General features: G+C 63.4%; 29 protein-coding genes. 19 read left to right on the forward strand and 10 right to left on the reverse strand.

Annotated features, from left to right (window positions below; translation table 11 throughout):
* Positions 1-210 precede the first annotated feature (210 nt).
* Both HU144_RS00260 and HU144_RS00265 read right to left on the reverse strand, forming a co-directional pair.
* On the reverse strand, positions 211-1,497 hold the full coding sequence (locus HU144_RS00260) for an adenylosuccinate synthase (protein WP_101584602.1): 1,287 nt from the start codon (positions 1,495-1,497) through the stop codon (positions 211-213).
* 86 nt (positions 1,498-1,583) lie between these two features.
* Positions 1,584-2,099, reverse strand: coding sequence for a DinB family protein (locus HU144_RS00265; protein ID WP_235349601.1), 516 nt, complete (start codon positions 2,097-2,099; stop codon positions 1,584-1,586).
* 198 nt (positions 2,100-2,297) lie between these two features.
* Between HU144_RS00265 and HU144_RS00270 the strand changes: the two genes are divergently transcribed.
* Positions 2,298-3,569, forward strand: coding sequence for an aminotransferase-like domain-containing protein (locus HU144_RS00270; RefSeq protein ID WP_101584611.1), 1,272 nt, complete (start codon positions 2,298-2,300; stop codon positions 3,567-3,569).
* On the opposite strand, the gene HU144_RS00275 is transcribed toward HU144_RS00270, so the two are convergent.
* The gene (locus HU144_RS00275) at positions 3,563-4,270 is read right to left on the reverse strand and encodes a TetR/AcrR family transcriptional regulator (RefSeq protein ID WP_096161037.1); all 708 of its coding nucleotides are present in this window, start codon (positions 4,268-4,270) and stop codon (positions 3,563-3,565) included. The genes HU144_RS00270 and HU144_RS00275 overlap by 7 nt on opposite strands.
* A gap of 62 nt (positions 4,271-4,332) precedes the next feature.
* Here HU144_RS00275 and HU144_RS00280 point away from each other — a divergent pair, with 62 nt between their 5' ends.
* The 4 genes from HU144_RS00280 (at position 4,333) to crcB (ending at position 6,460) form a co-directional block, all read left to right on the forward strand.
* Positions 4,333-5,088 carry an SDR family oxidoreductase gene (locus HU144_RS00280; RefSeq protein WP_101584601.1) on the forward strand — a complete coding sequence of 252 codons (756 nt, stop codon included), beginning with the start codon at positions 4,333-4,335 and terminating at the stop codon, positions 5,086-5,088.
* A 45-nt stretch (positions 5,089-5,133) separates the two neighbouring features.
* Positions 5,134-5,463 (forward strand): nuclear transport factor 2 family protein, encoded by a 330-nt coding sequence (locus HU144_RS00285; RefSeq protein WP_101584599.1) that lies wholly within the window; start codon positions 5,134-5,136, stop codon positions 5,461-5,463.
* 185 nt (positions 5,464-5,648) lie between these two features.
* Positions 5,649-6,086 carry a fluoride efflux transporter FluC gene (locus tag HU144_RS00290; RefSeq protein WP_235349602.1) on the forward strand — a complete coding sequence of 146 codons (438 nt, stop codon included), beginning with the start codon at positions 5,649-5,651 and terminating at the stop codon, positions 6,084-6,086.
* Positions 6,083-6,460 (forward strand): fluoride efflux transporter CrcB, encoded by a 378-nt coding sequence (crcB, locus tag HU144_RS00295; protein ID WP_235349603.1) that lies wholly within the window; start codon positions 6,083-6,085, stop codon positions 6,458-6,460. The genes HU144_RS00290 and crcB overlap by 4 nt, the downstream gene beginning before the upstream one ends.
* Positions 6,461-6,524: 64 nt before the next feature.
* Here the strand turns inward: crcB and HU144_RS00300 are convergent, their stop codons facing one another.
* Entirely contained in the window at positions 6,525-7,601 is a 1,077-nt protein-coding gene (locus HU144_RS00300) for an NADH:flavin oxidoreductase/NADH oxidase (protein ID WP_101584595.1), read from the reverse strand.
* Between the two features lie 174 nt (positions 7,602-7,775).
* Here HU144_RS00300 and HU144_RS00305 point away from each other — a divergent pair, with 174 nt between their 5' ends.
* The 6 genes from HU144_RS00305 (at position 7,776) to HU144_RS00330 (ending at position 12,558) form a co-directional block, all read left to right on the forward strand.
* Positions 7,776-8,111 carry an ArsR/SmtB family transcription factor gene (locus tag HU144_RS00305; protein WP_235349604.1) on the forward strand — a complete coding sequence of 112 codons (336 nt, stop codon included), beginning with the start codon at positions 7,776-7,778 and terminating at the stop codon, positions 8,109-8,111.
* A 128-nt stretch (positions 8,112-8,239) separates the two neighbouring features.
* Positions 8,240-8,512 (forward strand): GlsB/YeaQ/YmgE family stress response membrane protein, encoded by a 273-nt coding sequence (locus HU144_RS00310; RefSeq protein ID WP_235349605.1) that lies wholly within the window; start codon positions 8,240-8,242, stop codon positions 8,510-8,512.
* 164 nt (positions 8,513-8,676) lie between these two features.
* Positions 8,677-9,342 (forward strand): TetR/AcrR family transcriptional regulator, encoded by a 666-nt coding sequence (locus HU144_RS00315; protein WP_235349606.1) that lies wholly within the window; start codon positions 8,677-8,679, stop codon positions 9,340-9,342.
* Positions 9,343-9,390: 48 nt separating this feature from the next.
* Positions 9,391-10,452: an acyl-CoA dehydrogenase family protein gene (locus HU144_RS00320; protein ID WP_235349607.1), complete on the forward strand. Its 1,062-nt coding sequence runs from the start codon at positions 9,391-9,393 to the stop codon at positions 10,450-10,452.
* Positions 10,449-11,855: a PIG-L family deacetylase gene (locus HU144_RS00325; RefSeq protein WP_235349608.1), complete on the forward strand. Its 1,407-nt coding sequence runs from the start codon at positions 10,449-10,451 to the stop codon at positions 11,853-11,855. The genes HU144_RS00320 and HU144_RS00325 overlap by 4 nt, the downstream gene beginning before the upstream one ends.
* Positions 11,848-12,558: a glycosyltransferase gene (locus tag HU144_RS00330; protein WP_235349609.1), complete on the forward strand. Its 711-nt coding sequence runs from the start codon at positions 11,848-11,850 to the stop codon at positions 12,556-12,558. The genes HU144_RS00325 and HU144_RS00330 overlap by 8 nt, the downstream gene beginning before the upstream one ends.
* Before the next feature lie 64 nt (positions 12,559-12,622).
* Here the strand turns inward: HU144_RS00330 and HU144_RS00335 are convergent, their stop codons facing one another.
* From HU144_RS00335 to HU144_RS00345, 3 genes are read right to left on the reverse strand one after another with little or no spacing between them, the layout of a single operon-like run.
* Positions 12,623-13,084, reverse strand: a complete 462-nt coding sequence (locus HU144_RS00335) for a DUF3151 domain-containing protein (protein WP_235349610.1) — start codon at positions 13,082-13,084, stop codon at positions 12,623-12,625.
* Positions 13,085-13,117: 33 nt separating this feature from the next.
* Positions 13,118-14,056, reverse strand: a complete 939-nt coding sequence (locus tag HU144_RS00340; protein WP_235349611.1) for a hypothetical protein — start codon at positions 14,054-14,056, stop codon at positions 13,118-13,120.
* A complete protein-coding gene (locus HU144_RS00345) occupies positions 14,053-15,132 on the reverse strand; it encodes a glycosyltransferase family 2 protein (protein ID WP_235349612.1) in 1,080 nt (359 codons plus the stop codon). Before HU144_RS00345 ends, HU144_RS00340 begins: the two co-directional genes overlap by 4 nt.
* 189 nt (positions 15,133-15,321) lie before the next feature.
* On the opposite strand from HU144_RS00345, the gene HU144_RS00350 reads away from it, so the two are divergent.
* From HU144_RS00350 to HU144_RS00365, 4 genes are read left to right on the forward strand one after another with little or no spacing between them, the layout of a single operon-like run.
* On the forward strand, positions 15,322-16,914 hold the full coding sequence (locus HU144_RS00350; protein ID WP_235349613.1) for a sodium:solute symporter: 1,593 nt from the start codon (positions 15,322-15,324) through the stop codon (positions 16,912-16,914).
* A complete protein-coding gene (locus HU144_RS00355; RefSeq protein ID WP_235349614.1) occupies positions 16,907-17,824 on the forward strand; it encodes a dihydrodipicolinate synthase family protein in 918 nt (305 codons plus the stop codon). The genes HU144_RS00350 and HU144_RS00355 overlap by 8 nt, the downstream gene beginning before the upstream one ends.
* Positions 17,821-18,789 carry an ROK family protein gene (locus HU144_RS00360; protein WP_235349615.1) on the forward strand — a complete coding sequence of 323 codons (969 nt, stop codon included), beginning with the start codon at positions 17,821-17,823 and terminating at the stop codon, positions 18,787-18,789. Before HU144_RS00355 ends, HU144_RS00360 begins: the two co-directional genes overlap by 4 nt.
* Positions 18,789-19,478: an N-acetylmannosamine-6-phosphate 2-epimerase gene (locus HU144_RS00365; protein ID WP_235349616.1), complete on the forward strand. Its 690-nt coding sequence runs from the start codon at positions 18,789-18,791 to the stop codon at positions 19,476-19,478. The genes HU144_RS00360 and HU144_RS00365 overlap by 1 nt, the downstream gene beginning before the upstream one ends.
* A 31-nt stretch (positions 19,479-19,509) precedes the next feature.
* On the opposite strand, the gene nagB is transcribed toward HU144_RS00365, so the two are convergent.
* A complete protein-coding gene (nagB, locus tag HU144_RS00370; protein ID WP_235349617.1) occupies positions 19,510-20,292 on the reverse strand; it encodes a glucosamine-6-phosphate deaminase in 783 nt (260 codons plus the stop codon).
* A gap of 13 nt (positions 20,293-20,305) precedes the next feature.
* On the reverse strand, positions 20,306-20,989 hold the full coding sequence (locus HU144_RS00375) for a FadR/GntR family transcriptional regulator (RefSeq protein WP_235349618.1): 684 nt from the start codon (positions 20,987-20,989) through the stop codon (positions 20,306-20,308).
* A 170-nt stretch (positions 20,990-21,159) separates the two neighbouring features.
* On the opposite strand from HU144_RS00375, the gene HU144_RS00380 reads away from it, so the two are divergent.
* The 3 genes from HU144_RS00380 to HU144_RS00390 all read left to right on the forward strand — a co-directional run bounded on the left by HU144_RS00380 (position 21,160) and on the right by HU144_RS00390 (position 23,428).
* Positions 21,160-22,242 carry an SPFH domain-containing protein gene (locus tag HU144_RS00380; protein WP_235349619.1) on the forward strand — a complete coding sequence of 361 codons (1,083 nt, stop codon included), beginning with the start codon at positions 21,160-21,162 and terminating at the stop codon, positions 22,240-22,242.
* A gap of 227 nt (positions 22,243-22,469) precedes the next feature.
* Positions 22,470-22,994: a MarR family winged helix-turn-helix transcriptional regulator gene (locus HU144_RS00385; RefSeq protein WP_235349620.1), complete on the forward strand. Its 525-nt coding sequence runs from the start codon at positions 22,470-22,472 to the stop codon at positions 22,992-22,994.
* An 11-nt stretch (positions 22,995-23,005) separates the two neighbouring features.
* The gene (locus tag HU144_RS00390) at positions 23,006-23,428 is read left to right on the forward strand and encodes an organic hydroperoxide resistance protein (protein ID WP_235349621.1); all 423 of its coding nucleotides are present in this window, start codon (positions 23,006-23,008) and stop codon (positions 23,426-23,428) included.
* Between the two features lie 123 nt (positions 23,429-23,551).
* Here HU144_RS00390 and HU144_RS00395 read toward each other — a convergent pair whose 3' ends face one another.
* A complete protein-coding gene (locus tag HU144_RS00395; RefSeq protein WP_235349622.1) occupies positions 23,552-24,760 on the reverse strand; it encodes an NAD(P)-dependent malic enzyme in 1,209 nt (402 codons plus the stop codon).
* A gap of 432 nt (positions 24,761-25,192) precedes the next feature.
* On the opposite strand from HU144_RS00395, the gene HU144_RS00400 reads away from it, so the two are divergent.
* Positions 25,193-25,735 carry a TetR/AcrR family transcriptional regulator gene (locus tag HU144_RS00400; RefSeq protein WP_235349623.1) on the forward strand — a complete coding sequence of 181 codons (543 nt, stop codon included), beginning with the start codon at positions 25,193-25,195 and terminating at the stop codon, positions 25,733-25,735.
* The last annotated feature ends 10 nt before the right edge of the window (positions 25,736-25,745 follow it).

Genomic DNA, 25,745 nt, shown 5'->3' on the forward strand with positions numbered 1-25,745 from the left:
TCGGTGCGAACAGCGTAGTGAACATAGCGTTCGACGCTAGCAGTCAACGAGGTGGATTCTCAACGCAACTTGCGAATATGAGATGAGTCGCCTGAACCGGCGACGGCCAGTGCCGGAATTCAGGAATCGGAGACCGAGACGACTTCGGCGGTGACCTCCATAGAGAAGATCACCGCCGATGAGACGCAGCCATTGCTGACTGTCGGACGCTCAGTCCAGCAGGTCGTGCCGAACGATCGACTGTTCGCGGTCGGGACCGACGCCGATGACCGACATCCGGCAACCCGAACGCTCTTCGAGTGCGAGCACGTACTTCTGCGCGTTCTCGGGCAGGTCCTCGAAGGTGCGGGCCCCGGTGATGTCCTCTGCCCAGCCTTCGAAGTATTCGAAGATGGGTTTGGCGTGGTGGAACTCGGTCTGCGACATCGGCATCTCGTCCTGGCGGACTCCGTCGACCTCGTAGGCCACGCACACGGGGATGGACTCGATGCCGGTGAGCACGTCGAGCTTCGTCAGCACGTAGTCGGTGAAGCCGTTGACGCGTGCGGCGTAGCGGGCGATGACGGCGTCGTACCAGCCGCAGCGGCGCGGGCGTCCGGTGTTGACTCCGAACTCACCGCCGGCCTTCTGCAGGTACTCCCCCATGTCATCGAAGAGCTCGGTGGGGAACGGTCCGGCACCCACACGCGTGGTGTAGGCCTTGACGATTCCGACGACCCGGTTGATGCGGGTGGGTCCGATGCCCGAGCCGACGCAGGATCCGCCGGCAGTCGGGTTCGAGGAGGTCACGAACGGGTAGGTGCCGTGGTCGACGTCGAGCATCGTGGCCTGGCCGCCCTCCATGACGATGACCTCGTCACGGTCAAGCGCGTCATTGAGCAGCTGCTCGGTCTCGGCGACGTAGGGTCGCAGTCGTTCGATGAAGGGCTTGAAGTATTCGACGATCTCCTCGACGTCGACGGCCCGACGGTTGTAGACCTTGACGAGGAGTTCGTTCTTCTGACGCAGGGAGCCTTCGATCTTCTGGCGCAGGATCGATTCATCGAAGATGTCCTGGACGCGGATGCCCAGGCGTCCGATCTTGTCCATGTACGCAGGTCCGATGCCGCGGCCGGTGGTGCCGATGGCGCGCTTGCCCAGGAATCGTTCGGTCACCTTGTCCAGGGTCTGGTGGTAGGGGGCGACGAGGTGGGCGTTGGCCGAGATCCGCAGCTTTGACGTGTCCGCCCCGCGGGATTCGAGGGCTTCGATCTCTTCGAACAGGGCTTCGAGGTTGACGACGACGCCGTTGCCGATGACCGGGGTGACATTCGGTGAGAGGATGCCTGCCGGCAGGAGTTTGAGTTCGTACTTCTCACCGCCGACGACAACCGTGTGACCCGCGTTGTTACCACCATTGGGCTTGACCACGTAGTCGACGCTGGTGCCGAGGATATCGGTCGTTTTGCCTTTACCTTCGTCGCCCCATTGGGCGCCGACGACAACGATTGCTGGCATGAGAGTTGTTCACCTCGAAGTGAAGGGAGGGGATGTCATTACCGCATTAGTCTACTGGGTCACTATGACACGACGGCGAGCAGGCTCTACATCCGGGTGCTCGGGATCTGAGCTCGCTGCGCAAGGACCTGCTCACGCAGAATCTCCGCGTGCCCGCAATGCTGGGCCAGCTCACGCAGCATGTGAAGGTAGATCCAGCGCAGCGGCATCGGCCCCGACCGGTGCCCGGTGAGCACCGTGTCCAGAGTCATCTCCTCCACCGCGTGATGTGAGCGCTCGACAGCCTGCCAATACGCCTCGGTGACGCTTTCCACCGTGTCCTCATCAGCAAGGATGAACGAGTCTCCGGAGTCACTCGGCAGTCCGTATTCGGTTCGGTACCGCCCGGTCACCACTTCCCCGAACCACACGGTCTCGACGAAGATCGCGTGCTTGGCCAAGGACAGCAGAGTCGTCCGGCTGGGCACCAGGGAACGGCGGGCCTCGTCCTCGCTCATCCCGTCCAAACAGGCCAGGAGCTTGCCCCGGTATTCGTCGACGAGTGCGGGCAGCTGTTCATCGATGGGTGCAGTCCTGATGTCACGCTCTCTGGAGTCGGCCATGGCCACCAGCATAGGCCTCACCCTCGCCGAGGTGGCCCGCCGTCGATCTGCCGACTCACCCGCCCAGCCGCGCCTCTTGCCCCGCCGAGCTCGTCGTACTTATGCTGAGACCACCAGTAGTTCCGTCGTTCGGGCAAATTGCTCCTGAACATCGCCGGTGACGTCGACGTCAGGCTTGCAGCCCCGTTGGAGGTCGTCATGTCAATCGCGAGCCCGTCAGCTTCATCCTCAGCGTCATCGCGTCCCACTCTTCCCTTCGCCAGCCGGGCCGACAGCCTCGTCGGCTCTGTCATCGATTCCTCCGTGGCGATGCTCGCCGCCTACGACCATGACATCGTCAAGTTCGGCATGGGCTCGCCCGCCCCCGATATGCTGCCGGCCGAGGATTTCGCTCGAATCGCGAACAGCGTCTTCACTCCGGAGAGCTTCACCTACGGGGAGACGCAGGGCGAGCCTGTCCTCATCGACGCGCTGCTGAACTACCTGCAGGAGACCGGGCAGATCCCTGCCGAGCACTTCGGCAACCGTGAGCGCCTGGTCATCACCACCGGCGGCATGCAGGGAATCGACCTCGGATTCAAACTCTTCGTCAGCCCCGGCGATCTCGTCCTCTGCGAGGCCCCCACGTACACGAACGGCTCGGCCACAGCACTGAGCTATGAAGCGGAGATCGCCGAGGTGCCGGTCGACGACGAGGGCATGCAGGTCGACGCGCTCGACGACATCGTGGCCCGGGCCGGTCGCGCCCCCTCGGTGATCTATACGGTCCCGACGTTCCAGAACCCGGCCGGTGTGACGATGTCCCTGGCCCGCCGTGAGAAGCTCCTCGAATTCGCCCACCGCCACAATTCGGTCATCCTCGAGGACAATCCGTACGGCACTCTGCGCTTCTCCGGGGAGGACATCCCCTCACTCAGCCAGCTCAGCCCCAATGATCCGCTGATCTTCGGCGTGCGCACCTTCTCGAAGTTCGTCGCCCCCGGCCTGCGCATCGGCTGGCTCGACATCGATCCCGAGCTGCGCGGACTGATCATCAATGCCAAGCAGACCATGGACTCATGCACGAGCCTGCCCACCCAGCACATGGTCGCGAAGTGGCTCAACGACGGCAATGCCGAGACCCACGTCGCCCATCTGCGCAGCTCCTATGGCGAGCGCAAGAACGCCATGACGTCCGGGCTCGAACGGCTCTTCGGCCAGGAGATCCGGTCAACTGATCCCGACGGGGGCTTCTTCCTGTGGGTGACGTTCAACGACGAGACCATCAACACCGAGGACCTCATGCCGGGGGCCCTGGAGGAAGGCGTGGCCTACATTCCCGGAACCGCGTTCTCCCAGACCGGTGACTTCACGAACGCGCTGCGCCTGTGCTTCGCCTCGGCGGAACCGCAGCGCATCGAAGACGGTCTGCAGCGTCTGCGCCGTGCCGTCGACAGGTACAACTCGGCTCGCTCACACGCCCGTCACTGACCCTGCCCTGACCCCTCACTCTCGCCGAGGCGGCCGACCCATTGGATGAGCAGCGCGGTCTCGGTCGTGCCCAGAATCTCCGGATGCGCTGCCGCACGTTCGATCACCGAGTGCCCTAAGTGCTGCCCATCATCGCCGGCCTGCGCTGTTCCGGTGATCGCGGCGAGCACGCCTTCACGCACTCCTGCTGAGAGATCCGGATCGGCTCGGCCCTGGATGATCAGCCGCAGTGTCACTCCGATATTCGTCGCCAGTATGTGGGCCGCGGCCTGCTCATAGCCAACCACCAGTCGACCCTGCGCCTCGGCCCGACGTGTCAGCGAACGAAGGATCTCGCTCGGCTTCGACTGCGCCTCCGGTGAGTACCCCGGTCTGACCTTGCCGTACATGAGCGTGTAGAAACCGGGGTTCTCCAACCCGAAGGACACATGAGCATCCCAGCCCATCCGCAGGTCCTGGATCGGATCGCCGCTGGATTCGGAGGCGGACTTGGCAGACAGATACATGTCGAAGCCACGTTCGATGACGGCCTCGATGAGCCCCTGCTTGTTGCCGAAGAAGTGATACAGGGTCGGCATCTTCACGCCCACGGCATCGCAGACCGCGCGCAGGGAGAAGTCCTCCCCGGGGGTTGCAGCAATGAGGTCCGCAGCCGCATTGAGCAGCCGAGTCCGTGTATCAAGCGAAGCCGCCTCTGTCATGTCGCTATATTATCGTGTATTGTCGCTATAGTCAGATGTACCACCGATACAACGGAGATGCCATGACCGATCAATCACTCCAGGGCAAGCACATCCTCATCGCCGGCGGCGGAAAGAATCTGGGCGGGCTCATCGCCCAGCAGGCCGCCGAGGCGGGTGCCGATATCGCCATTCACTACAATTCCGAATCCTCCCGCAGTGAGGCCGAGGCCACGCTCGCCGCGGTTGAGTCGAGCGGGGCAAAGGGCGTGCTCCTGACCGGAGACCTGACCCGGCCCGCCAACGTCGAGAAGCTGTTCGCTGACGCCACCTCGGCGCTGGGAACGATCGACATCGCAGTGAATACGACGGGCAAGGTGCTGCGCAAGCCGATCGCGGACACCACCGAAGACGAGTACGACTCGATGTTCGACATCAACTCCAAGGCCGCCTACTTCTTCATCAAGGAAGCGGGGAAGCACCTTGCCGACAACGGCAAGATCATCACCATCGTCACAGCACTGCTTGCGGCATTCACGGACGGGTATTCGACCTATGCCGGCGGAAAGAGCCCAGTGGAGCACTTCACCAGGGCGGCGGCGAAGGAGTACTCTGAGCGTGGAATCTCGGTCACGGCGATTGCCCCGGGACCGATGGACACTCCGTTCTTCTACGGTCAGGAAACACCCGAACGGGTGGAGTTCCACAAGTCGCAGGGCATGGGCAATCAGCTCACTCAGATCGAGGACATCGCTCCGATCGTGCGGTTCCTCGCCACCGAGGGCTGGTGGATCACCGGCCAGACGATCTTCGCCAATGGCGGATACACCACTCGCTGACACACCGCACGCACAGCACATACCCCAAGAAGCTAAGGAGCACCCATGTCAGATCTGCAGATTCCCGAGCCCGTCGCCGGCTTCATCGACACCGTCAACGCCCACGACGCACAGGGCTTCCTCGACGCCTTCACCACCGACGGCACCGTCGATGACTGGGGCAGAGAATTCACCGGCCGCGATGCCATCAAGGCCTGGAGCGACAAGGAATTCATCGGCGCGACCGGCACTCTCACGCCCGAAGAGGTCAGTGTCAACGGCGATGAGGTCACCGTCATCGGCGATTGGCGCTCAACACATGCGAATGGGCGGTCCTCGTTCGCCTTCGCCGTCGACGGCGCCAAGCTGAGCCGGATGACGATCCGCGAGGGCTGAGTCACCACCCCCAATCAGGGGCCGTCGGATGTCAGTCATCCGGCGGCCTCTTCGCGTGCCCGTGTGGCAGAATGAAGAAGACGCCTGCGCGTCACGGCGGTGGGGCTCGCCGTACCCAACCTCGGTTCTCCGACAACAGTCCCTACCTCGACCGGCGTCAGCATGCCCAGAAGGTAGGAGTTCCCATGAGCAACGCCCCCAGCAGCAACAGGCCCGCCCATCTGCGCCAGCCCTATCTGGGATTGGCGCTCATCGGCGGCACGTTCGGCACTGCTGCCCGTGAGGCCATCACACTCGCGTTCCCCTCTGCAGACGGCATTCCGTGGGCGATCTTTGCCGTCAACATCCTCGGCGCCTTCCTGCTGGGGCTGCTTCTCGATGCCCTGGCTCGAATGGGTCCTGATGAGGGTCGCAGACGCCGGCTGCGGATCGTGCTCGGAACCGGGTTCATGGGTGGCTTCACCACCTACAGTGCACTGGCGACGGATACGGCGAGCCTCCTCGGCGAGGGTGATGTCGGTGCCGGGACCGCCTACGGTCTGGGCACAGTGCTCGTCGGTGGTCTGGCCACGTGGGCTGGCATCGCCACGGCAGCTGTCGCGCACAGTCGAGGTGCGAAATGACTCCGCTGATCTTCATCGCACTCGCACTGGCCGGTGGCATCGGCACCGCGGCGAGGATGCTGCTCGACGGGATCATCAAGTCTCGCGTGAGCAGCGGCATCCCGTGGGGCACGATCGTCATCAATGTCAGCGGCTCACTGGTGCTGGGTCTGCTCACCGGGCTGGCCAGTGATCAGATCCTTCCTGAGTCGTGGCATCTGGTCATCGGCACTGGGTTCCTCGGCGGCTACACGACCTTCTCGACCGCCAGCTTCGAGACCGTTCGCCTCATCCAGGAGCGCAGGTGGGCGTTCAGCCTGTTCAACTGCCTCGGCACACTGGTGTTGGCAACCGCAGCGGCAGGATTGGGGCTGTGGATCGGCGGGCTGATATGACGCTGGTGCGGGCGGAGTCGATTGCTCCACCCGCACCTATGCTCACAGTCTCAGACCGATCAGCCTACTTATGCGCCCGCAGGTACTGTGTCGGCTTGTAGTCGATCTCGTGACGCAGTGCGGCTGCGGCGCGAATAGGGAAGTTGGGATCGCGCAGCGATTCGCGGCCAAGGAGAATGACGTCGGCCTGCTCGGTCGCCAGAATGTGCTCGGCCTGGAACGGCTCGGTGATGAGTCCGACTGCGGCGGTGGGGATGTCGGCCTGCTTGCGGATTCCGGCAGCGAAGCTCGTCTGGTAGCCGGGGCCAACCGGGATCTTGGCCACGACGTTCGCACCAGTCGAAACGTCGACCAGATCAACCCCGTGGTCCTTCAACCACCCCGACAGCTGAGCCGTATCGTCGAGAGTCAGCCCGCCTTCGGTCCAGTCCGTCGCGGATAGGCGTACGAGCACGGGAACGTCTTCGCCCACCTCGGCGCGGGTGGCGTCAACGACCTCGAGGAGGAAACGGGCCCTGTTCTCCGGGGTTCCGCCATAAGAGTCGTTGCGGGTGTTGGACAGCGGGGAGAGGAACTCATGGAGCAGGTAGCCGTGCGCACCGTGAATTTCCACGAAGTCGAAACCGGCTTCCATCGACCTGCGAGCTGAGTCCGCGAAGGCAGTGACAGTCTCAGCGATCTCTGCTTCGGTGAGCTCACGTGGCGTGTTCAGTCCGGGGAACGCCACTGCAGAGGGCGCGAGAGTCTCCCAACCGCCTTCGCTCTCGGACAGGCTGCCTTCGTTGCCGTGTCCCAAGTCGGGGTAGGTCGAGGCCTTACGCCCTGCATGGGCGAGCTGGATTCCGGCCGCCGCTCCCTGAGAGTGCATGAAGTCGACGATCGGCACCAGAGCATCACGCTGCTCGTCGTTCCACATACCCAGGTCCCGCGGAGAGATCCGTCCTTCAGGAGTGACGCCAGCGGCTTCGACGATGATGGCGCCGGCGCCGCCCTTGGCCATCGATCCGTAGTGGACGAAGTGCCATGGTGTGACAACGCCGTCGAGGTGGTCTGCCGAGTACTGGCACATCGGCGGCACCCAAGCACGGTTGCGGAAAGTCACGCCACGCAGGGTGAGTGGTTCGAACAGCAGGTTGGACATAAGACCTCGTGATCATCGGTAGTGGGCTCGAGTCGTGGATGCTGGACTCGAGATGAAGTACGAAGCTCCTCGTACTTCGACGTTTACCGTACTACGAAGAAAGACGTACAATCAAAGGACAGTGAAACAATGTGACAGGAAGATCACCGAGATACTCAGACGAGGAGGCTGCACATGAGAACTCTTGACCATCCCGAACGGGATGAGATGCGACTCGACACCGTGCTCGCCGCGCTCGCCGACCCGATTCGCAGACACATCGCCTGCCGTCTGAACACCGCCGACGACGATCACGCCTGCGCTGCATTCGAGCTGCCGGTATCGAAGTCGACGTCGACCTATCACTTCAGAACCTTGCGCGAGGCTGGTGTGATCCGCCAGGAGTACCAGGGTACGTCGATCATGAACTCGCTGCGCAAGGACGATCTCGACGCCCGCTTCCCCGGACTGCTCGATGCGGTCTTCACCGCCCAGAACATCGAAGGCGGAGCGGCAGTCATCTCGCCCTGAGGCACCGACCGCATTGCCCAGCACTCAACTGCTCTGATATGTTGCTTACACTGTAAACATTGATTACAGTGTAAACATCGAGAGGCCTCAGGCCTCGCGCCTCCCCGCACTATCAAAGGAAAATACCCATGGGCTTCATCGCTTACCTCGTCCTCGGCCTCATCGCCGGGGCTATCGCAAAGTTGATCCTGCCGGGACGTCAGGGCGGCGGCTGGATCGCCACCCTCGTCCTGGGCGTCATCGGCGCACTCCTGGGCGGCTGGATCGGCAGTGCCGTGTTCGGCGCGGGAGTCAGCTCGTTCTTCGATATCTCCACCTGGCTATGCGCCATCGGCGGTTCGCTGATCGTCCTCATCGTCTGGGGACTCATCACCGGCCGCAGTCGGGCCGCCAAGGCCTGAGGATCGATCCCTTCGATACCTGCACATCCCCAGTGCACTCTGCGTCCCGAGCTCACCTGAGTTCGGGGCCCAGAGTCGTCTCCGGTGACCACAGGACCGCTAGGATGAATGCGGGCCGGGCCCGTTCACGGATGTCCGCCGATTCACCGATGTGAGGAGATTCCATGATTCGCCGGCGTCTGAGTCGCACCGAAGTCGTTCAGGCTGCAATCACCTTCATCGACGACAACGGAGTCCAAGCCCTCACCATGAGACGGCTGGGTGCCGCACTCGGTGTCGAGGCCATGGCCCTGTACCGACATGTTCCCGGGCGCGAGGAACTCATCTCTGCGGCCGTCGGAGAACTCATCGACGATCTCTTCAATGACGATCTGATGCAGGAGAAGCCTTCGTCCTGGGAGGGCTATTTTCAATACGTTGCGAATGCGATGCGCAAGCTCGCGCTGACCCATCCGAAGATGTTTCCCCTGATGATCACCCAACCGCCAGATGCCCCGTGGCTGCGCCCACCCTTGCGCAGCATCCGCTGGGTCGACTATTTCCTCACGTCACTGAAGGAGTATGGGTTCTCCGACGATCGTGCCGTCAGCGCCTACAAAGCCTTCACCAGCTTCCTCCTCGGCGATCTTCTGCTCCAGGTATCGGCCCTCGGCGTCAGTCCAGTTCCGCTTGCGGAGAACAGCAACGACGAGCAGGACAACGAGAATCTTGGTGATTATCCGACGGTGCAACGGCTGCAGAGTAAACTCGCTGAGAACCATTCCGCCCGAGAGTTCGACGACGGACTCGACGACCTCATCGAACGCCTCCGCACCGCAATGGACTCCTAGCACCCCTCTCTCTTCCGTCCAGGCACCAACTACTCCGAAGGAAACGATATGAGCAGAGACTTCGCTAGTTCCGACTCAGGTGCCTTCTCCGCTCCACTGGCCCCCTGGTTCGAGTTCCCCCGAGCGTCCTCCCAGCGTGAGGCCCTGATTCAGCTGGTCACTGACGGCACTGCCCCACCGACGAAGATCACCTCACTGCAGAACCATTTGGACCTCACCGGTACCTCGTCCCAACTGCAACAGTGGGAGGCTCTGTCGATGGTCGCGTCGATCGATGTGGCCGTCGCCCGCATGCTCGAGCCCCATATCGATGCCCTCGGCATCATCGCCGAGGCGGGTCTCGAGCCACCCGGAGACCAGACCTCATGGGGTGTCTATGCTGCGGAAGTCCCTGGAAAGGTCGTCACTGTCACCGAGGCGGATGGCTGCACCGTCATCACCGGAGAGAAGGCGTGGTGTTCCTTGGCTTCAGAGTTGAGTCATGCCATCGTCATCGCCCATCGCAATGGACACGGGCAGGCCGTGGCGGTGGGCATGGATGATCCGCGAGTCCATCCCGACCAAACCGCATGGCCGAGCCTTGGCCTCCGCGAGATCCCCAGCGGGTCTGTGACGTTTGACCAGGCTCCCGCTGAGGCGGTCGGTCCGCCCGACTGGTATCTTGACCGTCCGTCGTTCGCCTGGGGCGGGATCAGGGTCGCCGCCTGCTGGTTCGGTGGTGCCCTGGGCCTGGCGCAGAATGCGGCCCGCCGACATTTCGCGCGCCCCGCCCCCGCACCGATGGGCGATCTCTGCTTGGGACAGCTCGATGCGGAGATCTTCGCGACCCGTTCGGTTCTCGCTCAGGCGGCCGAGGCCGCAGACGGTGACGAGGAATTCTCACGCGATGATGCCTGGTCGTTAGCTCTGCGGGTGCGCAACATCGTCTATCGCAGTGCCCAGCAGATTCAGCTTTTGAGCCGAGAGCTCGCAGGGCCCGTCGCACTCACCGGCGACAGGGCCTTCGCTAAGGCCGACGCGGACCTCACCGTCTACCTCAGCCAACACCACGGGCCCCGCGACGAGGCGTCCCTGGGCGAAGCGCTCGTGAGAGATTTCACAGCACAATGAGCTTCAGTCACCTAGATGAGAGCACCAGCGAAGAGGCGTGGGTCCAGGCCGGAGTCCTCGACCTCCCTCTCCTGACCGACGACGTCTGTGCTCAGGGTGGGTCCGTCCTGGTGCTCGCGGCCCACCCCGACGACGAAGCATTCGGCGCCGCCTCGCTGCTGTCTCACGCTCGGGCGTGCGACGCCGATGTGACGGTGCTTCTGTTCACAGCCGGGGAGAAGTCGCACCCTCATTCGACCACGCACACTCGAGACCGACTCAAACAGATTCGCCTGCAGGAATTCGAAGCTGCGCTGAGCACGCTGGGCCCGTCAGTGAAGAGCAGATTCCTCGAATTCGAGGATGGCAACCTGGCCGAGCACAGCGACCAAATACAGCAGGAAATAGTGTCGGAGCTCTCTGCAGCTCAGGGGCCAGTATCCATCGTTGCCCCATACAGCCGTGATGGGCACGCCGATCATGAGGCACTTGGTCAGGCCGCTCTGGCTGTGGGACGGCGAAGCAGGGCAACGGTGCTCGAGTATCCCATCTGGTATTGGCACTGGGCTACACCCGAAGACTCACAGCGGCAATCGTGGCGCTTCCTCCCTGACCCTGAGGGCCTGGACAGGCAGGAGGTCTTCGAATGCTACCCCTCGCAGACTCTGCCCCTGTCCGACCAGACCGGCGATGAGGCGATCCTCAGTCGGGCACAATTGGAGCACTTCAACCGAGGCGGCGACACTTTCAAGGTGACGGACTTCGGCGCCGACAAGTCAGAGACAGCCGCCGAGGCGGGTGTCAATGACGCGCACACGGCCTCACGGGTCTTCGACGGCGTTCACATTGACCGCAGTGACCCCTGGGCCGTGCGTGATTCCGCATACGAGATCTCCAAACGTGCGACTCTGCTCGCTCACCTTCCGCAGACCTCGTTTGCCCATACGCTGGAAATCGGCTGCTCAATCGGGGTCCTCAGCGAAGAACTCGCTGGAGTGAGTGAACGCGTGACCGCTGTCGATGCCAGCAGTCAGGCTCTGACCATCGCCGAGCGGCACAGCCTGGACAACTCCCGAGTCAGTTACATTCGCGCCACGGTTCCATTCGAGTGGCCCGAGGGGCTCTTCGACTGTGTTGTCCTGTCCGAGACGGGCTTCTACCTGTCTCGAACCCAGTTGCATCAGACTCTGCAGCGCATCAATGAGTCCACGACTCACAGATTTGTGTTGGTGCTCTGCCATTGGAAGGGCGAGATCCGTGATTGGCCCTTGAATGCCGATGAGGTCCACGACAGCTGCCTGAGCTTCTGGCCTCATCACAGGGTCGAGTTCCATGCCGATGCGAAGTATCGTCTCGACACCCTCACTGTGACGAAGTCCCCGAACGATTCTGAAGCAGCTGCCGGGGGCGACACCGATGATTGATGTCTTTGCGGTCATCGTCCCGGCGCACAATGAGGAAGATGAGATCGAGGATTGCCTCGAATCGGTGATGACCTCGATTGCGTACGCACGGCACACCTCCGCAGTCGTGCACATCCGGGTGATCGTCGTGGCCGATGCGTGCACGGATAATACGCTCGACCTGGTCACGGACTTCGCGTCTCGGAATCCGATTGTCGAGGTGGTCACTGTCTCGTTCAACAATGTAGGCAACGCTCGCAATGCCGCCGCCGAGTACTTCATCGGACAATGTGGCATTCACACCCAGCAGGCGCTTGATGCGATGTGGCTCGCGTTCACCGACGCCGACAGCCGCGTGCCCGAACATTGGATCGCCTCCCAGATCCGTAATGCCGAGCTCGGTGTCGACTGCATCGTGGGCACGGTTGCACCGCGACCTGAGACCGGGTCGTCCGAGCTCCTTGCCAAATGGCATGCCGCACATGAACTGGGCGAGGACCACCCGTTTGTCTTCGGGGCCAACCTTGGTGTCCGCGGAACCTACTTCGAACTCGTCGACGGAATTCCGCCCCTGCCATGCGGTGAGGACGCGGCCTTGGTGGCTGCGGTTCTCGAGGCCGGCGGCCGGGTGCTGCGCACCGACACCTGCCGGGTCCTCACCTCAGCTAGGTTGGAAGGACGAGCCGCAGGCGGGTTCAGCACCTACCTGCAGGAGCTGGCGTGAACTGGCTCCCAAGACGGCTTGGAGCCGCCCTCTCGCGATAAAGAGTTCTTCTTCTGAAGAGCCCCTACTCCCCTGCTGCAATCGCATCGATGGCAGCTGGGTCGGACGAGCGCAGGAACTCTTCGATCCGAGCAGCCTCTTCACCTTCGCCGATCGCACCGGCGGCACGGCCCAGAGCGTTGAGCGCGCGCAGAAATCCGCGGTTGATCTCATGCTTCCACGGGATCGGACCGGCACCGCGCCATCCGGCAGCACGCAGCGAATCGAGACCACGGTGGTAACCGACGCGGGCATAGGCGTAGGAGTCGACGAGGCGGCCCTCGCTGTGTGCTTCATCGGCCAGGATCGCCCAGGCCAGGGATGAGGCGGGCAGGCTGGCGACGATGTCGATGGGCTCTTCGCCGGCGTCGAGGCGCTTCTTGGCGTCAACGTCCGCGTGGTCATCGGGCAGGTAGGTCGGCTGGGGGCCGAGCTGCGCGGCGTCGAGGTTCCCGATGTGCGATGGGTTGCCGATGGGCTGTGTCATGTCATCTCCTGATCATTGGTCTCGTGCAGGGTTTCAGTTGGACTTCACTTCTGAGGGTTGGATGGAATACGGGTTGGTGCTCAGGGCTCCGAAGATTCCAGCATCGGCAAGTTCCTTCAGTTGCTTCTCGTCCTTGACTCCGGTGGCCCAGACCTTGAGATTCGACTCGGTCCAGGTGCTCACCGCATCAGGTTCGACGGCAACCATGCTGTAACCCGACTTCTCCAAGTCCTCGGGCGAACTTGAGGAATAGTCGCCGGTGAACATCACGGCCACCTCGGCGTCGGATGCGGCCTTGGCGACCTCGGCATCATCGGTGCGCACGATCGTCGAATCGGCGATGTCCGCCTCGGCGATCTTCTTCAGCACTGGGGTTGCTACCTCGGGTGATTCGATCAGGGGCATGAGCACGGTGGCTCCAGCCATCTCATCGACCATCTGGTCCCACGTGATGGGCTCACCGGGGGCGGTGTTCTTGCGCGGAGGCTTAATGTCCTGGCCCAGGAACGAATCACGATCCAGCGAGGCCAGGTCGTCTTTGAGCTCCATCGCCTTGGGCGCGGACGTCGGATCCGCGGCGACGATAGTGCCATCGCCGAGTTCCGACAGGGTCGGTGCGGGCAGGTACCCGAACTTCGCGTTCTCTGTGAAGGCGAATGTGGAGTTCGCCGGGTACACCTCGGAACCGCCGTCGAGAGCGGCGACCACGGGCTTGTTGAGCGAGTCCACGGTCAGGTGGTCCTTGCTGCTGAACATGTTGAACCCGAGGACGGCGACGACCGCGATGACGACGATGATGCCGGCCCACAGCGGTGCGTTGAATTTCTTCGGTGCTGGTCGCTCGGGCACCGCATCGCGTCCGGTGTCGACCGGCTGATCGAACGGCTCTTCGGGCGACTGCGGGCCGTTGGCCTGAGACCGCTTGTTCTGTTCACGTTCACTGCGACCGTAGCGACGATTCTTCTTGCTCAACGACTGCCGTCTTTCGTCGATCCGGCGCCGGTGACCAGGCCCCGCAGGAACCCGGCACCCCAGCACAGGTGCATGGTGGGCAGGATGAGCCCGAACCAGGCGCGTTCGCGTCGCCCGCAGTCCTTAGCCGCCGAGGCGGTCGCCAGTATTGCCGATACGTATCCCAGGCTGGGAACGTGGACCAGAGAGGTGAAGCGGCGCAGGAATTTCGGCCATGTCTTCGTGCGCCCCGTGAGCTGCAGGAGGGCTTCGATGACGCTGGCGGCCATTCCGAGGACCAGTATCGGTGGTGCGAAGTAGCGCAGCGAGTTGGCCGATCCGTAGCGACGGATGAGCTCGGCGCGCCAGATGCCGGTGGCCCAGAACTGCTGGGCGATCTTCGACCAGGAATCCCGCGGCCAGTACGTGACCTCCATATTCGGGTTGAACCAGATGCGCCCGCCTGCGGTGCGGATGCGCAGATTGAGCTCCCAGTCCTGTCCGCGTTTGATGCCTTCATCGAACCCGCCGAGGTGGTCGAAGACCTCACGTCGATACACGCCGAGGTAGGCCGACTCGGCCTCGCCCGCTTCGTCACCGGAATGGTAGGCAGGACCACCCAATCCGACAGGTGACATATAGGCTCGCGCGACAGCCTTCTGGAAGGAAGTCCGACCGCGGGCGAGCATGAGCCCGCCGCAGTTCGCGGCCTTGGTCTGACGCAGGGTGTCGATGGCCTGCTTCGTATAGTCGGTGCGCAGCCCGGAGTGTGCGTCCACGCGGATGATGACCGGGTGATGAGTCGCGGCGATGGCCAGGTTGAGGCCGATCGGCGTAGCCGCCTGCGGATTGTCGACGGTCTGGATCCTCGGATCGTTGGCCGCCATGTCCGCGATGATGCGGTTCGTATCATCGGTCGAGGGCCCGAGGGCGAGGACGATTTCCTTGTCTCCCTCGTAGTCTTGGGCCAGGATCGTGGTGATCGCTTTGGCGATGTGCTCGGCCTCGTTGAGGACCGGCATGATGAAGGAGACACCAGGGCGTTCGGCCAGCGGCGGCAGACCCTCCGGGGTCAGGATCTCAAGAATTTTCGACACGCCTTCAATCTTCCCACATGCGCGCTGTCTCAGTCTTGAGGGGTTGCTCAGGAGGGCCCGTGAGCAGGAAGGCTTGTGCGCAGGGACCCATTCGCGTACCTTTGCAACGTAGGACATCATACGTCTTATGTATCAGTCGGGATTTGGCACTGACGCATTCCCGTTCGGTCTTTCTGTGGAGGAGGGAGCATGGACGCTCCGGGACTCGGCGGCCTGAATTGGGCCGTGATCATCATCTATCTGCTGGCAACGCTGGGAATCGCGGTCTGGTTCACCCGTAGGGCGAGCGCCGGAACCGATTCCTTCTTCAAGGCCAACGGTCGCATTCCGGCGTGGGCGGCAGGCTTCAGCATCTATGCCACAACTCTGTCGGCCATCACCTACATGTCGACCCCTGAACAGGCCTTCCTCACGGACTGGTCCTATGCCGCGGGCAACATCGCCATCTTCGCGATCGTGCCGCTGCTCGTCCTGTTCTACATCCCCTTCTTCCGCAAGCTCGACGTCACCACCGCCTACGAATACCTCGAGGAACGCTTCGGGCCCACCATTCGTGTCCTCGGATCACTCCTGTTCGTGCTCTTCCACATCGGACGTGTGGCCATCGTCATCTACCTGCCCACACTGGCCATCAGCTCGGTCACCGATATCAGCCCTGTTGTCGTCGCTGCTGCGGTCGGCGTTCTCTCCGTGGTCTACACCTTCCTCGGCGGCATCGAAGGCGTCATCTGGTCAGATGTGGTCCAGGGAATCATCCTCCTCGTCGGCGCCGCCGTGATCCTCGTCTTCGGCATCGCCGCGCTCGACGGGGGTCTGGCCACTGTGGCCGCCGACGCAGCCGCGGACGACAAGTTCATCTCGGCAGACAACTGGAAGTTCGGCGGCGCGGCAGCGGCCATCCCGATCGTCTTCCTCGGCTCGGTCTTCAACAATCTCCACCAGTACACCGCCAGCCAGGACGTGGTGCAGCGCTACCAGACGACCGATTCACCCAAGGCCACGATCCGATCCCTCATCGTCAACGGATTCCTCGCCCTGCTGACGATTCCTCTGTTCTACGGAATCGGCACGGTCCTCTACAGCTACTACCAACATGCCGAGGCTCTCCCTGAGGGGTTCAACACCTCGGCCCTTGTGCCCTACTTCGCTGTTACGGCCCTGCCGGCGGGCATCTCGGGTCTGCTCATCGCCGCGATCTTCGCTGCCGCCCAGTCGACGATCTCCTCGAGCCTGAATTCGATCTCGGCCTGCGTCACCGTCGATATCAGGGATCGGTTCTTCCCGCCCAAGAGCGGTCTTGCCCGCACCGGCGTCGGCTTCTCCCGACTCGTCATCGTCATCGTCGGAGCACTCTCGGTCGGGGTCGCCCTCTACCTGTCGGCAACGGACCAGGCCCAGACTTGGGACCTCTTCCTGTCCATCACCGGCCTCTTCGGGGTTCCTCTCGCCGGAGTCTTCGCACTCGGCATCTTCACCAAACGTGCCAACAGCGCCGGAGTCCTCAGCGGCCTCATCCTCGGTGCTGCCGTCGCCTGGTACGTCCAGGACGTGGCGGGTCTGACACCCTTCGCGGTCTCGGCCGTCGCCTTCGTCGGCGCCGTCGTCTTCGGCTATGTCATCTCCCTGTTCACCGGATCCCGAAGCGCTCGGGCCGACCACGACGTGACCGCACTGACGATCTACGGCAAACGTGACCAGTACACACGTCGCATCTCAACCTCCCCGGCGACAGCCTCGGCGGGGGCAAGCAGCACCACCAAGCAAGGACACGAACATGAATGAGTTCCACGGCATCATCCCTCCACTGCTGACCCCGCGCACAGAGCGCGGAGAGCTGGACCGCGAGGGCACCGCGTCCCTCGTCGACCACCTCATCGACGGTGGGGTACACGGCATCTTCGCACTCGGCTCCTCGGGTGAGGTCCCCTATCTCACGTCGAGCGAACGCGATCAGGTGCTGAGCACGGCCATCGAGGCCGCCGGTGGTCGGGCCCCAGTTCTGGTCGGGATCAGTGAGCAGACGACGGGCCGGGTCCTCGACGAGGCGAAGCGCCTGCTGTCGATCGGTGGTGACGCCGCCGTCGTCACCACCCCCTTCTACGCACTCTCCGATGCCGCCGAGATCGAGCAGCATTTCCGCACGGTCACCGAACGCCTCGACGTTCCGGTCTTCGCCTACGACGTCCCTGTGCGCACTCACACGAAGCTGCCGCACGAGGTCACGGTCCGACTCGCCAAGGAGGGCGTCCTCGCCGGAGTCAAGGATTCCTCGGCCGATGACGTGTCCTTCCGTCGCCTGCTCATCGAGACCAAGGGGCAGCCCGACTTCGCGGTCTTCACCGGCCATGAGGTGGTCGCCGACGGTGCGCTTCTCGGCGGTGCCGCCGGCATCGTTCCGGGCCTGGGCAATGTGGACCCGGCCGGATACGTTCGACTCTTCGACGCTGCCAGAGCCGGCGACTGGGCCACCGTTGTAGACGAACAGGATCGCCTGGCACGACTGTTCCAGATCACCGCCGCGCCCACTCCCGGACGCGTCTCCCCCGGTGCTGCCGGCCTCGGGGCATTCAAGACGGCCCTGCAGCTCATGGGTGTCATCGGCTCCAACCGTATGGCCGAGCCGATGCTCGCACTCGATGCAGAGGAGACCAACCGCGTCAGGGAGGTCATCTCCGCCGAGGGGCTTCTGTGACCTCAGCTGCCATCGTCGCCGTCGACGTCGGAGGCACGAAGATCCGTGCCGGGTCCGTCATCGGCGGCGTCCTCGGCCACCTCCTTCAGGTCCCGACGCCTGCACGCGCTGGGAGTTCGGCAATCCTGGACTCCATCGCCGAGGTGGTCCGCGGGGTCATCCGCGACACCGAGGAGCCGCTCGGTGCTGGGAAGGTTCACCGCTGGAGGGTCGGGGTCGGGTCTGCCGGAGTCATCGACCCGGAGACGGGGACCGTCGTCTCCGCCACCGATTCCCTCGCTGGTTGGGCCGGGACCCGGGTGGGCGATGGGCTCAGCGATCGCCTCGATCTCGAGACGCGGGTCGTCAACGATGTGCACGCTCATGCGCTCGGCGAATCCATCGCTGGGGCAGCTCGAGGAACCCGCAGCTCGCTGCTCGTCGCCGCGGGCACGGGCATCGGCGGTGGCTTCATCACCGAAGGCCGTATGCTCACCGGCCGGAACTCTGCGGCAGGACACATCGGTCACCTTCCCGTCGCCGCAGCCCAGGGGCTGCCCTGCCCCTGCGGGGGCGAAGGACATGTGGAGGCGATCGCCTCAGGTCCCGCCGTACTCGGCGCCTATCGACGCCACGGCGGCAGCGCGGAGGTGTCCTCGACCCGTGAACTGGCCGAGGCCGCACACTCCGGGGACGTCATCGCCGATGAGGTGTTTGCGCAGGCCGGAGCCGCACTCGGCTCGGTTCTGGGCGGAGTGGCCAATGTGCTCTCCCCCGACGTGATCGTCATCGGCGGCGGCCTTGCCGGCAGCGGCGAGCTGTGGTGGAGGCCTGTGCGCGAAGCCTTCGACCGCGAACTCATCCCCGCCGTCGGCGGCCTGGCCCTGCGACAGGCACAATTGGGACCAGACGCCGCCCTCATCGGCGCCGCGAGCCTGTGGTCAGACGAGATGACCAGGACGCTGACTGGCAAGGAGACTCAGTGATGTTCACCAGACAGGAGATCCTCGATACCCTGCGCGGACGCCTCATCGTCTCGGCCCAGGCCTACCCGGGTGAACCCATGCGCGATCCGCGGACGATGGCCCAGGTCGCTGCCTCCGCCGTGCGCGGCGGTGCGGCCGCGGTGCGCATCCAAGGCATCAGCGACATCCAGGCCACCCGATCGGCCGTGGAGACTCCGATCATCGGTCTGTGGAAGGACGGTTCCTCCGACGTCGTCATCACACCGACCTATCAACATGCCCACGCCGTGGCTCTGGCTGGCGCTCATGTGGTTGCCCTCGATGGCACTCGCCGGGCACGCCCGGACGGACTGACCTTGTTGCAGACCATCGCCCGCCTGCATGCGGAGACGAACTCCCTGGTCATGGCCGATTGCGGCAGTCTCGAGGATGCACGCGGTGCGGCCAAAGCCGGTGCGGACCTCATCGGCACCACCCTGGCTGGCTATTCGGGCGAGCGCCCGAAGACCACGGGACCCGACCTCGAACTCCTCGCCGAGATCCGGGCGGCGGAGCTGGGACCGATGCTTATCGCCGAAGGTCGCATCCATTCACCGGCCGATGCGGCAGCGACCTTGACCGCCGGCGCCGAGGCTGTGGTCGTGGGTACGGCGATCACGCACCCGACGACGATCACGTCCTGGTTCGTCGACGCCTGCGAGTCTCGCTGACTGCCGGTCTCGCTGACGGCGAGCTCTGAGCTCAGAGCCTCTGTCCGTCGAGTCTGCTCGCGTAGGTGTGTCGGTAGTAGTCGCCCAACTGCAACCGTGAGGCGGCCTCGTCGTCGACGAGGATCGTGACATGGGGATGCATCTGCAACACGGTGGCCGGCCACATCGATGAGATCGGGCCCTCGACCATCTGATGCACGGCCTCTGCCTTATGACCGCCGGTGGCGATGAGCACGAGGTGCCGGGCCTCGAGAATCGTCCCCAGGCCCTGAGTCAGACAATGCTGCGGGACTGCGTCGACATCATCATCGAAGAAGCGAGCATTGTCGATCCGCGTCTGCCGGGCCAATGTCTTCACCCGCGTCCGTGAGGACAGGGACGATCCAGGTTCGTTGAAGGCGAGGTGACCGTCAGTGCCGATGCCGAGGATCTGCAGGTCTACTCCCCCCGCCTCGGCGATGGCACGGTCATACTCCGCCGAGGCGGCACTGAGGTCTTCAGCCGTCCCATCCGGGCCCTGCACCGCACCCTTCGCGAAGTCCACGCGGGAGACGAATTCGTTGTCGATGACGTTGCGGTAGCGCTGCGGATGCGAGGCCGGCAGCCCCACATATTCGTCGAGCATGAAGCCGCGCACCTCGGCGAATGAGAGTCCGTCCTGTTCGTGGCGCCGTGCCAGCTCGTCGTAGACGCTGAGCGGGCTCGACCCGGTGGCCAGACCAAGCACGGGTGAGGGCTCCTCGCGCACGAGGGTCTCGATTGCGTTGGCGACCAGCGTCGACAGCTCGTGGTCAGGGGCGATGATGACTTCCATCAGTTCTCTTCTCTCAATCGACGTCGCGGTCGAGGGCTCGGGCAATCGGATCATAGTGGACTGTGATCGCGGCGTGGAAGGCTTCGACATCTCCGGCCTGAGCCGCCTCGAGCATCTGACCGTGCGCTTTTGCGGTCTGCTCCAGATCGGCGGCCACGGCGACGTTGAGCCGGGGAAGCACTGCCGTGTGCACGTCCCAGAAAGCGGCGACGAGCTGGCCGACGAGCGAATTGTCCAAGGCCGACAGCAGCCCCGTGTGGAAGGCCCGGTCCTGCTGGGGAAACGATCGCCCTTCCTTGGCCATGGCGACCATGTCGCCGACAAGCGCTGAGAGCTCAGGGTTCGTTGTCCCCTGCAGACTTCTCACTATCGCCTCGGACATTCCGAAGTCGAGGGCCCGGCGGACTTCGACGACGTCCCGCAGTGCTCGCAAGTCATCGCCGGGGCTGAGCACGCCGCGGAAGACCAGTGCCTCGACGAGCGCGTCGAGAGACATCTCGCCGACGTAGGTTCCGTGCCCGTGCCGGACGTCGACGATGTCGAGCGTCGACAGCTTGCGGATGGCTTCCCTGACATTCGATCGGGAGACGCCGAGGCGCTCGCACAGTTCCCCTTCGGTGGGCAGGAGATCGCCGGGCCTGAGTCCATCGGAGAGGATGAGATCCTTGATCCGATCAGATGTCGTCGTCTTCGCCATCCTCGCCCTCCACAGATCGATTCGCACCGGAATTCCATTATACGTCTGACATCAGATGTACTGCCACCGATTGATTTTGAGAACCCTGACACAGCACCCGCCGTTGTCACTAGAGTGGTCAGCAACAGATGTTGTCCGAAGCACCGCACCTACCCAAGCTCGGAGGAGCCATGGAAATTCTCACCGGCGGCGTCATCGTCGTTATCGTCATCGTCCTCATTCTTGCCGTACTGCTGTTCGGCAAGCTGAGGACCAGCTTGTTCTTCACGGTCAAGACGCAGGAGAACATCATCGTCGAGCGATTCGGCAAATTCAAGAAGGTTGCGAAGCCGGGCCTGAACTTCAAGATGCCGCTCGTCGAAACCACCAGCAAGCCGATATCGCTGCGCGTTCAGCAGCTTGAGGTCAACATCGAGTCGAAGACGAGCGACAACGTCTTCGTCACCGTGCCGGTGGCTGTGCAGTATGTCGTCGAAGAGGACAATGTCACCGACGCCTACTACAAGCTGGCGAACTCCGAGGAGCAGATCCGTTCCTATGTCTTCGACACCGTGCGCTCTGCCCTGTCGGGACTGACCCTGGACACGGCGTTCGAGTCGAAGGACGATATCGCTGAAAACGTCGAACGTCGCCTCTCGGAATCGATGCGCCGGTACGGGTTCAAGATCGTGAGCACCCTGGTCACGGACATCACCCCGGACTCGAAGGTGCGCGACTCCATGAACTCGATCAATGCCGCACAGCGCGATAAGGTCGCCGCGCAGTCCCTGGCCGAGGCCGACAAGATCAAGCGAGTCACCCAAGCTCAGGCCGAATCCGAAGCGATGCGACTGCACGGCGTGGGCGTGGCCGCTCAGCGTAAGGCCATTGCCGAAGGTATCGCCGAACAGTACGCGAAGCTGCAGGAAGTGGGCATCGACAAAACCGCCGAGCAGCTGCTCATGATGACCCAGTACTTCGACACCATGCAGAACGTGGCCCAGGAGGGCCGCTCGAATGTGCTGTTCATGCCCTCAAACCCGGGCGGCCTGGGCGAGATGACGCAGGAGATCAGGAACACTCTCTTCGCGGCCAACGCATCCGAGGATGCGAAGAACACCACTGGGCTGCACGGAGCCACCGGGCCCCAGTCTCAGCAGCAGTCTGTGTCGAAGGCGGCGCAGAGCGCACGTGCTGACACGCAGTCGGTCCTCGACCGCGCCGCCCAGCAGGCGCGCACCGAGGACTGGAATTCGCCCGCCGACGATGCCTGAGGCGAACAGCCTGCAGCAGGTCTTCTGAAACGACCGCCTGATATGTGTAGACGGGCGCCAGTGCGAAATTTCGCACTGGCGCCCGTTTGTGTGCTGACAGGAACTTGCACGCATGCAGGCACTGTTCGAAGCAGCCGGCCCCCGATCGGTCCCATCAGCATCCGCCTGGGAATCAGCGGTTCAAAATTTGAGTTGTGCACAATTTAATTGTGTGCAACCATTAAAGCATGGACCCGCTCGCACTCGACAGGCAGCTCTGCTTCGCCCTCTACTCGGCCTCTCGAACGATGACCTCGACCTACCGTGATCTCCTCGACGATCTCGGCATCACCTATCCGCAGTACCTGGTGATGTTGGCCCTATGGGAGCACTGCCTTTCGGGGAACTCGTCGCAGGACAACAGAGCCGAACCGAACCACGACCCCGGGACAAGGAACACAGGCCTCGCGGTCAAGGAGCTGGGTTCACGACTGCAGCTCGATTCGGGAACCCTGTCGCCGCTGCTGACCCGCCTCGAGGGTCTCGGGTTCGTCACCCGCCGACGCTCGGCAGCGGACTCGCGCAGCGTGTTCGTCAATCTCACGTCGCGAGGAGCAGCCGCCAGGGCCGATGCCGATTGCATTCCTCGCGAGCTGGCCGAACGCACGAAGATCGACACCGACAACATGTCGGATCTGCTCGACGCATTGCAATCACTGACGCGTAATCTCCGCGAGGCCCCCACGACACACCACACAATGCATCACCGATGAAAGGACTGAACATGAAGGCTCTCTACACCGCGGAAGCGCTGGCCACAGGAGAAGGACGCGACGGGCACGGACGCACAAGCGACGGAAAGGTCAACGTCGACCTCGCCACCCCAACCGAGATGGGAGGGTCCGGCGAAGGCACGAACCCGGAACAGCTCTTCGCCGTCGGCTATGCCGCGTGCTTCCACTCGGCCCTTCGCCTCGTCGCCGGACAGGCCAAGGCCAATATCGACGACTCCGCCGTCGGGGCACAGGTGAGCATCGGCAAGAACGATGAGGGCGGCTTCCAGCTCGCCGTCGTACTCGAGGTCACTCTCCCTCACCTGGAACAGACCGAGGCCCAGGCGTTGGCCGACAAGGCTCACAAAGTCTGCCCGTATTCCAATGCCACACGCGGAAACATCGAGGTCACAATCACCGTCACTGACGACTGACCTCGTCAGCCTCGATCGATCCGCCCTCCCAGGGGCCCGGCGATCACAGACACCAGAAAGAGCTTCGGGCTCGGAGGGCATCTGCCCGCCGAGCCCGAAGCCCTGATCTCATCGAAGGCCGAGTCAGCGCCTCGCGACGCCTTCGGCATCCGCAGCCGCCTCAACCGCAGCAGCCACGGCAGGAGCAACTCGCTCGTCCATCGCACCGGGCACGATGTAATCCGGGCGCAGGTCGTCGCCGACCAGGTCCGCGATGGCACGCGCAGCGGCGAGCTTCATCGCGTCTGTGATGTCGGTGGCTCCCACGTCCAGGGCCCCGCGGAAGATCCCGGGAAACGCGAGGACGTTATTGATCTGATTCGGGAAGTCGCTGCGACCGGTGGCCACCACTGTGGCGTACTTCGCAGCAATGTCGGGCAGAACTTCCGGGTTCGGGTTGGACAGGGCGAAGATGATCGCGTCATCAGCCATCTGCGACAAGTGCGCCTCGTCGATGGTGCCGCCGGAGACTCCGATGAACGCATCGGCACCGTTCAGCGCTGTGTCGATTCCGCCGGAGATGGCCCGTGGGTTCGTCTCGGCGGCGAGTGCCTGCTTCGTTTCGGTGAGATCGCTGCGGCCGGCTTCCACGACGCCCTTGGAGTCGAGGACGACGACGTCGTCGACACCGGCATCACGCAGAATCTTGACGACGGCCACACCGGCGGCACCGGCACCTGAGACGACGACACGCAGCGACTCGAATGGCTTGTCGACCACGCGCAACGCATTTGTCAGCGCGGCGAGCACGACGACGGCGGTTCCGTGCTGGTCATCGTGCATGACGGGAATGTCGAGGGCGGCCTTGACGCGGTCCTCGATCTCGAAGCAGCGAGGCGCGGAAATGTCTTCGAGGTTGACGGCGCCGAACGTCGGAGCCATGCGGACAATGGTCTCGACGATCTCGTCGGTGTCGTTGGTATCAAGCACGATCGGGATCGCGTTGAGTCCGCTGAAGCTCTTGAACAGCGCGCACTTGCCCTCCATGACGGGCAGAGAGGCCTTGGGGCCGATGTCACCGAGGCCGAGCACAGCCGAGCCGTCGGAGATGACGGCGACGAGGCGGCCGGTCCAGGTGTGGGTGCGAGCCAATTCCGGCTCGTCCTTGATCGCAGTGCAGACCTTGGCCACGCCGGGCGTGTAGGCGATCGAGAGATCGCGCTGGGTCTCGAGCGGTCGAGTGAGCTCGGCGGAGAGTTTTCCGCCTTCGTGTGCGGCGAAGATCTCCCCATCGGTGATGGCAGGAGCAGAGGTCTGTGCCGACTCTGCGGCAGTTTCGGTCGTAGTCGTCATAATTGATCCCTTAAGGTCGTGTGACGGCCGGCTGAGAACCAGTGCTGTCATCGAATTTCGTCGATCACTGCTCGTGCACCGAATAGTGCTCGAGACAGCGCTCGGTCAGGACTGAAGGCCACGCGAAGGTTAGTGCGGTGACGTCTGCGATGATGCGTGCCCTGACCCCTTTGTGAAGGAATCGGCGACCATGCGCAGTGCAGAAGCGGCACGCACAAGAGCGAGCTTCGACCTTGTGGGTCGCTTCCGGCAACTTGGCCAGCATAGACCAACACCGCCGCCAGGTCACCCGAAATCGTCACCTCCACCGGGGTTTCCCCTCATTCCAGCGGCATGTTCATCAGACCTTTGACCACAGTTTGACCACCGCGCATCCGGTCGTGCCGTCTCCGGACCTCGCCAAAGTAAAACGTTCGTTGTACAGTAATTGACATGCCCACGACACGCACCGACATCGTCGCCAGCTGTGAGCCCGTCTTCGACCGGAACGGCTTCGCCGCGACCGGCATGGACACCCTCACCGAGGCGGCCAACGTCTCCACAAGGACCCTGTACAAGCATCTGGGCAGCAAGGCCGGACTCACAATCGCCGTCCTCGCGGCCCGGATGGAGCGCTTTTTCAGCGCATGCACGGCGTCGACCTTCGACGAGCTGCTCACTGACCTTGAACGATGGATCGAAGCAGAAGGTGCCCGTGGCTGCCTGTTCCTGCGTGCTCAAGGAGAAGCCGATGCGCTGAGCGCCGGGGCTGAGGTCTCCACTGTGGTCGCGGAATATCGGCGACGACTACGTGAGCTCATCGGCCGCCTCGTCGTCAACGAGCTCGGCCGTGATGACGACACGTTGAGCGATGAGCTGCTCATCATTTTCGAGGGAGCAACATCGACAGCCTCATACCTGGGCCCGCGGACAATCGCTGCGGCCCGCAGCGCGGCGAGCGCCGTGCTGATGAGAGGAGATCCCTGCACCTGCTGACCGTCTTCGC

The organism is Brevibacterium sp. UCMA 11752 (genome assembly GCF_021532235.1).
GTDB classification, from domain to species: domain Bacteria; phylum Actinomycetota; class Actinomycetes; order Actinomycetales; family Brevibacteriaceae; genus Brevibacterium; species Brevibacterium antiquum.

Coding starts and splice junctions, on each gene's coding strand:
- HU144_RS00395 (WP_235349622.1), bottom strand. CDS start 24,760: ATGACGACTACGACCGAAACTGCCGCAGAGTCGGCACAGACCTCTGCT.
- HU144_RS00260 (WP_101584602.1), bottom strand. CDS start 1,497: ATGCCAGCAATCGTTGTCGTCGGCGCCCAATGGGGCGACGAAGGTAAA.
- nagB (WP_235349617.1), bottom strand. CDS start 20,292: ATGGAAGTCATCATCGCCCCTGACCACGAGCTGTCGACGCTGGTCGCC.
- HU144_RS00390 (WP_235349621.1), top strand. CDS start 23,006: ATGAAGGCTCTCTACACCGCGGAAGCGCTGGCCACAGGAGAAGGACGC.
- HU144_RS00375 (WP_235349618.1), bottom strand. CDS start 20,989: ATGGCGAAGACGACGACATCTGATCGGATCAAGGATCTCATCCTCTCC.
- HU144_RS00275 (WP_096161037.1), bottom strand. CDS start 4,270: ATGACAGAGGCGGCTTCGCTTGATACACGGACTCGGCTGCTCAATGCG.
- HU144_RS00280 (WP_101584601.1), top strand. CDS start 4,333: ATGACCGATCAATCACTCCAGGGCAAGCACATCCTCATCGCCGGCGGC.
- HU144_RS00325 (WP_235349608.1), top strand. CDS start 10,449: ATGAGCTTCAGTCACCTAGATGAGAGCACCAGCGAAGAGGCGTGGGTC.
- HU144_RS00265 (WP_235349601.1), bottom strand. CDS start 2,099: ATGGCCGACTCCAGAGAGCGTGACATCAGGACTGCACCCATCGATGAA.
- HU144_RS00315 (WP_235349606.1), top strand. CDS start 8,677: ATGATTCGCCGGCGTCTGAGTCGCACCGAAGTCGTTCAGGCTGCAATC.
- HU144_RS00310 (WP_235349605.1), top strand. CDS start 8,240: ATGGGCTTCATCGCTTACCTCGTCCTCGGCCTCATCGCCGGGGCTATC.
- HU144_RS00330 (WP_235349609.1), top strand. CDS start 11,848: ATGATTGATGTCTTTGCGGTCATCGTCCCGGCGCACAATGAGGAAGAT.
- HU144_RS00350 (WP_235349613.1), top strand. CDS start 15,322: ATGGACGCTCCGGGACTCGGCGGCCTGAATTGGGCCGTGATCATCATC.
- HU144_RS00300 (WP_101584595.1), bottom strand. CDS start 7,601: ATGTCCAACCTGCTGTTCGAACCACTCACCCTGCGTGGCGTGACTTTC.
- HU144_RS00270 (WP_101584611.1), top strand. CDS start 2,298: ATGTCAATCGCGAGCCCGTCAGCTTCATCCTCAGCGTCATCGCGTCCC.
- HU144_RS00365 (WP_235349616.1), top strand. CDS start 18,789: ATGTTCACCAGACAGGAGATCCTCGATACCCTGCGCGGACGCCTCATC.
- HU144_RS00285 (WP_101584599.1), top strand. CDS start 5,134: ATGTCAGATCTGCAGATTCCCGAGCCCGTCGCCGGCTTCATCGACACC.
- HU144_RS00335 (WP_235349610.1), bottom strand. CDS start 13,084: ATGACACAGCCCATCGGCAACCCATCGCACATCGGGAACCTCGACGCC.
- crcB (WP_235349603.1), top strand. CDS start 6,083: ATGACTCCGCTGATCTTCATCGCACTCGCACTGGCCGGTGGCATCGGC.
- HU144_RS00385 (WP_235349620.1), top strand. CDS start 22,470: ATGGACCCGCTCGCACTCGACAGGCAGCTCTGCTTCGCCCTCTACTCG.
- HU144_RS00355 (WP_235349614.1), top strand. CDS start 16,907: ATGAATGAGTTCCACGGCATCATCCCTCCACTGCTGACCCCGCGCACA.
- HU144_RS00400 (WP_235349623.1), top strand. CDS start 25,193: ATGCCCACGACACGCACCGACATCGTCGCCAGCTGTGAGCCCGTCTTC.
- HU144_RS00290 (WP_235349602.1), top strand. CDS start 5,649: ATGAGCAACGCCCCCAGCAGCAACAGGCCCGCCCATCTGCGCCAGCCC.
- HU144_RS00380 (WP_235349619.1), top strand. CDS start 21,160: ATGGAAATTCTCACCGGCGGCGTCATCGTCGTTATCGTCATCGTCCTC.
- HU144_RS00320 (WP_235349607.1), top strand. CDS start 9,391: ATGAGCAGAGACTTCGCTAGTTCCGACTCAGGTGCCTTCTCCGCTCCA.
- HU144_RS00305 (WP_235349604.1), top strand. CDS start 7,776: ATGAGAACTCTTGACCATCCCGAACGGGATGAGATGCGACTCGACACC.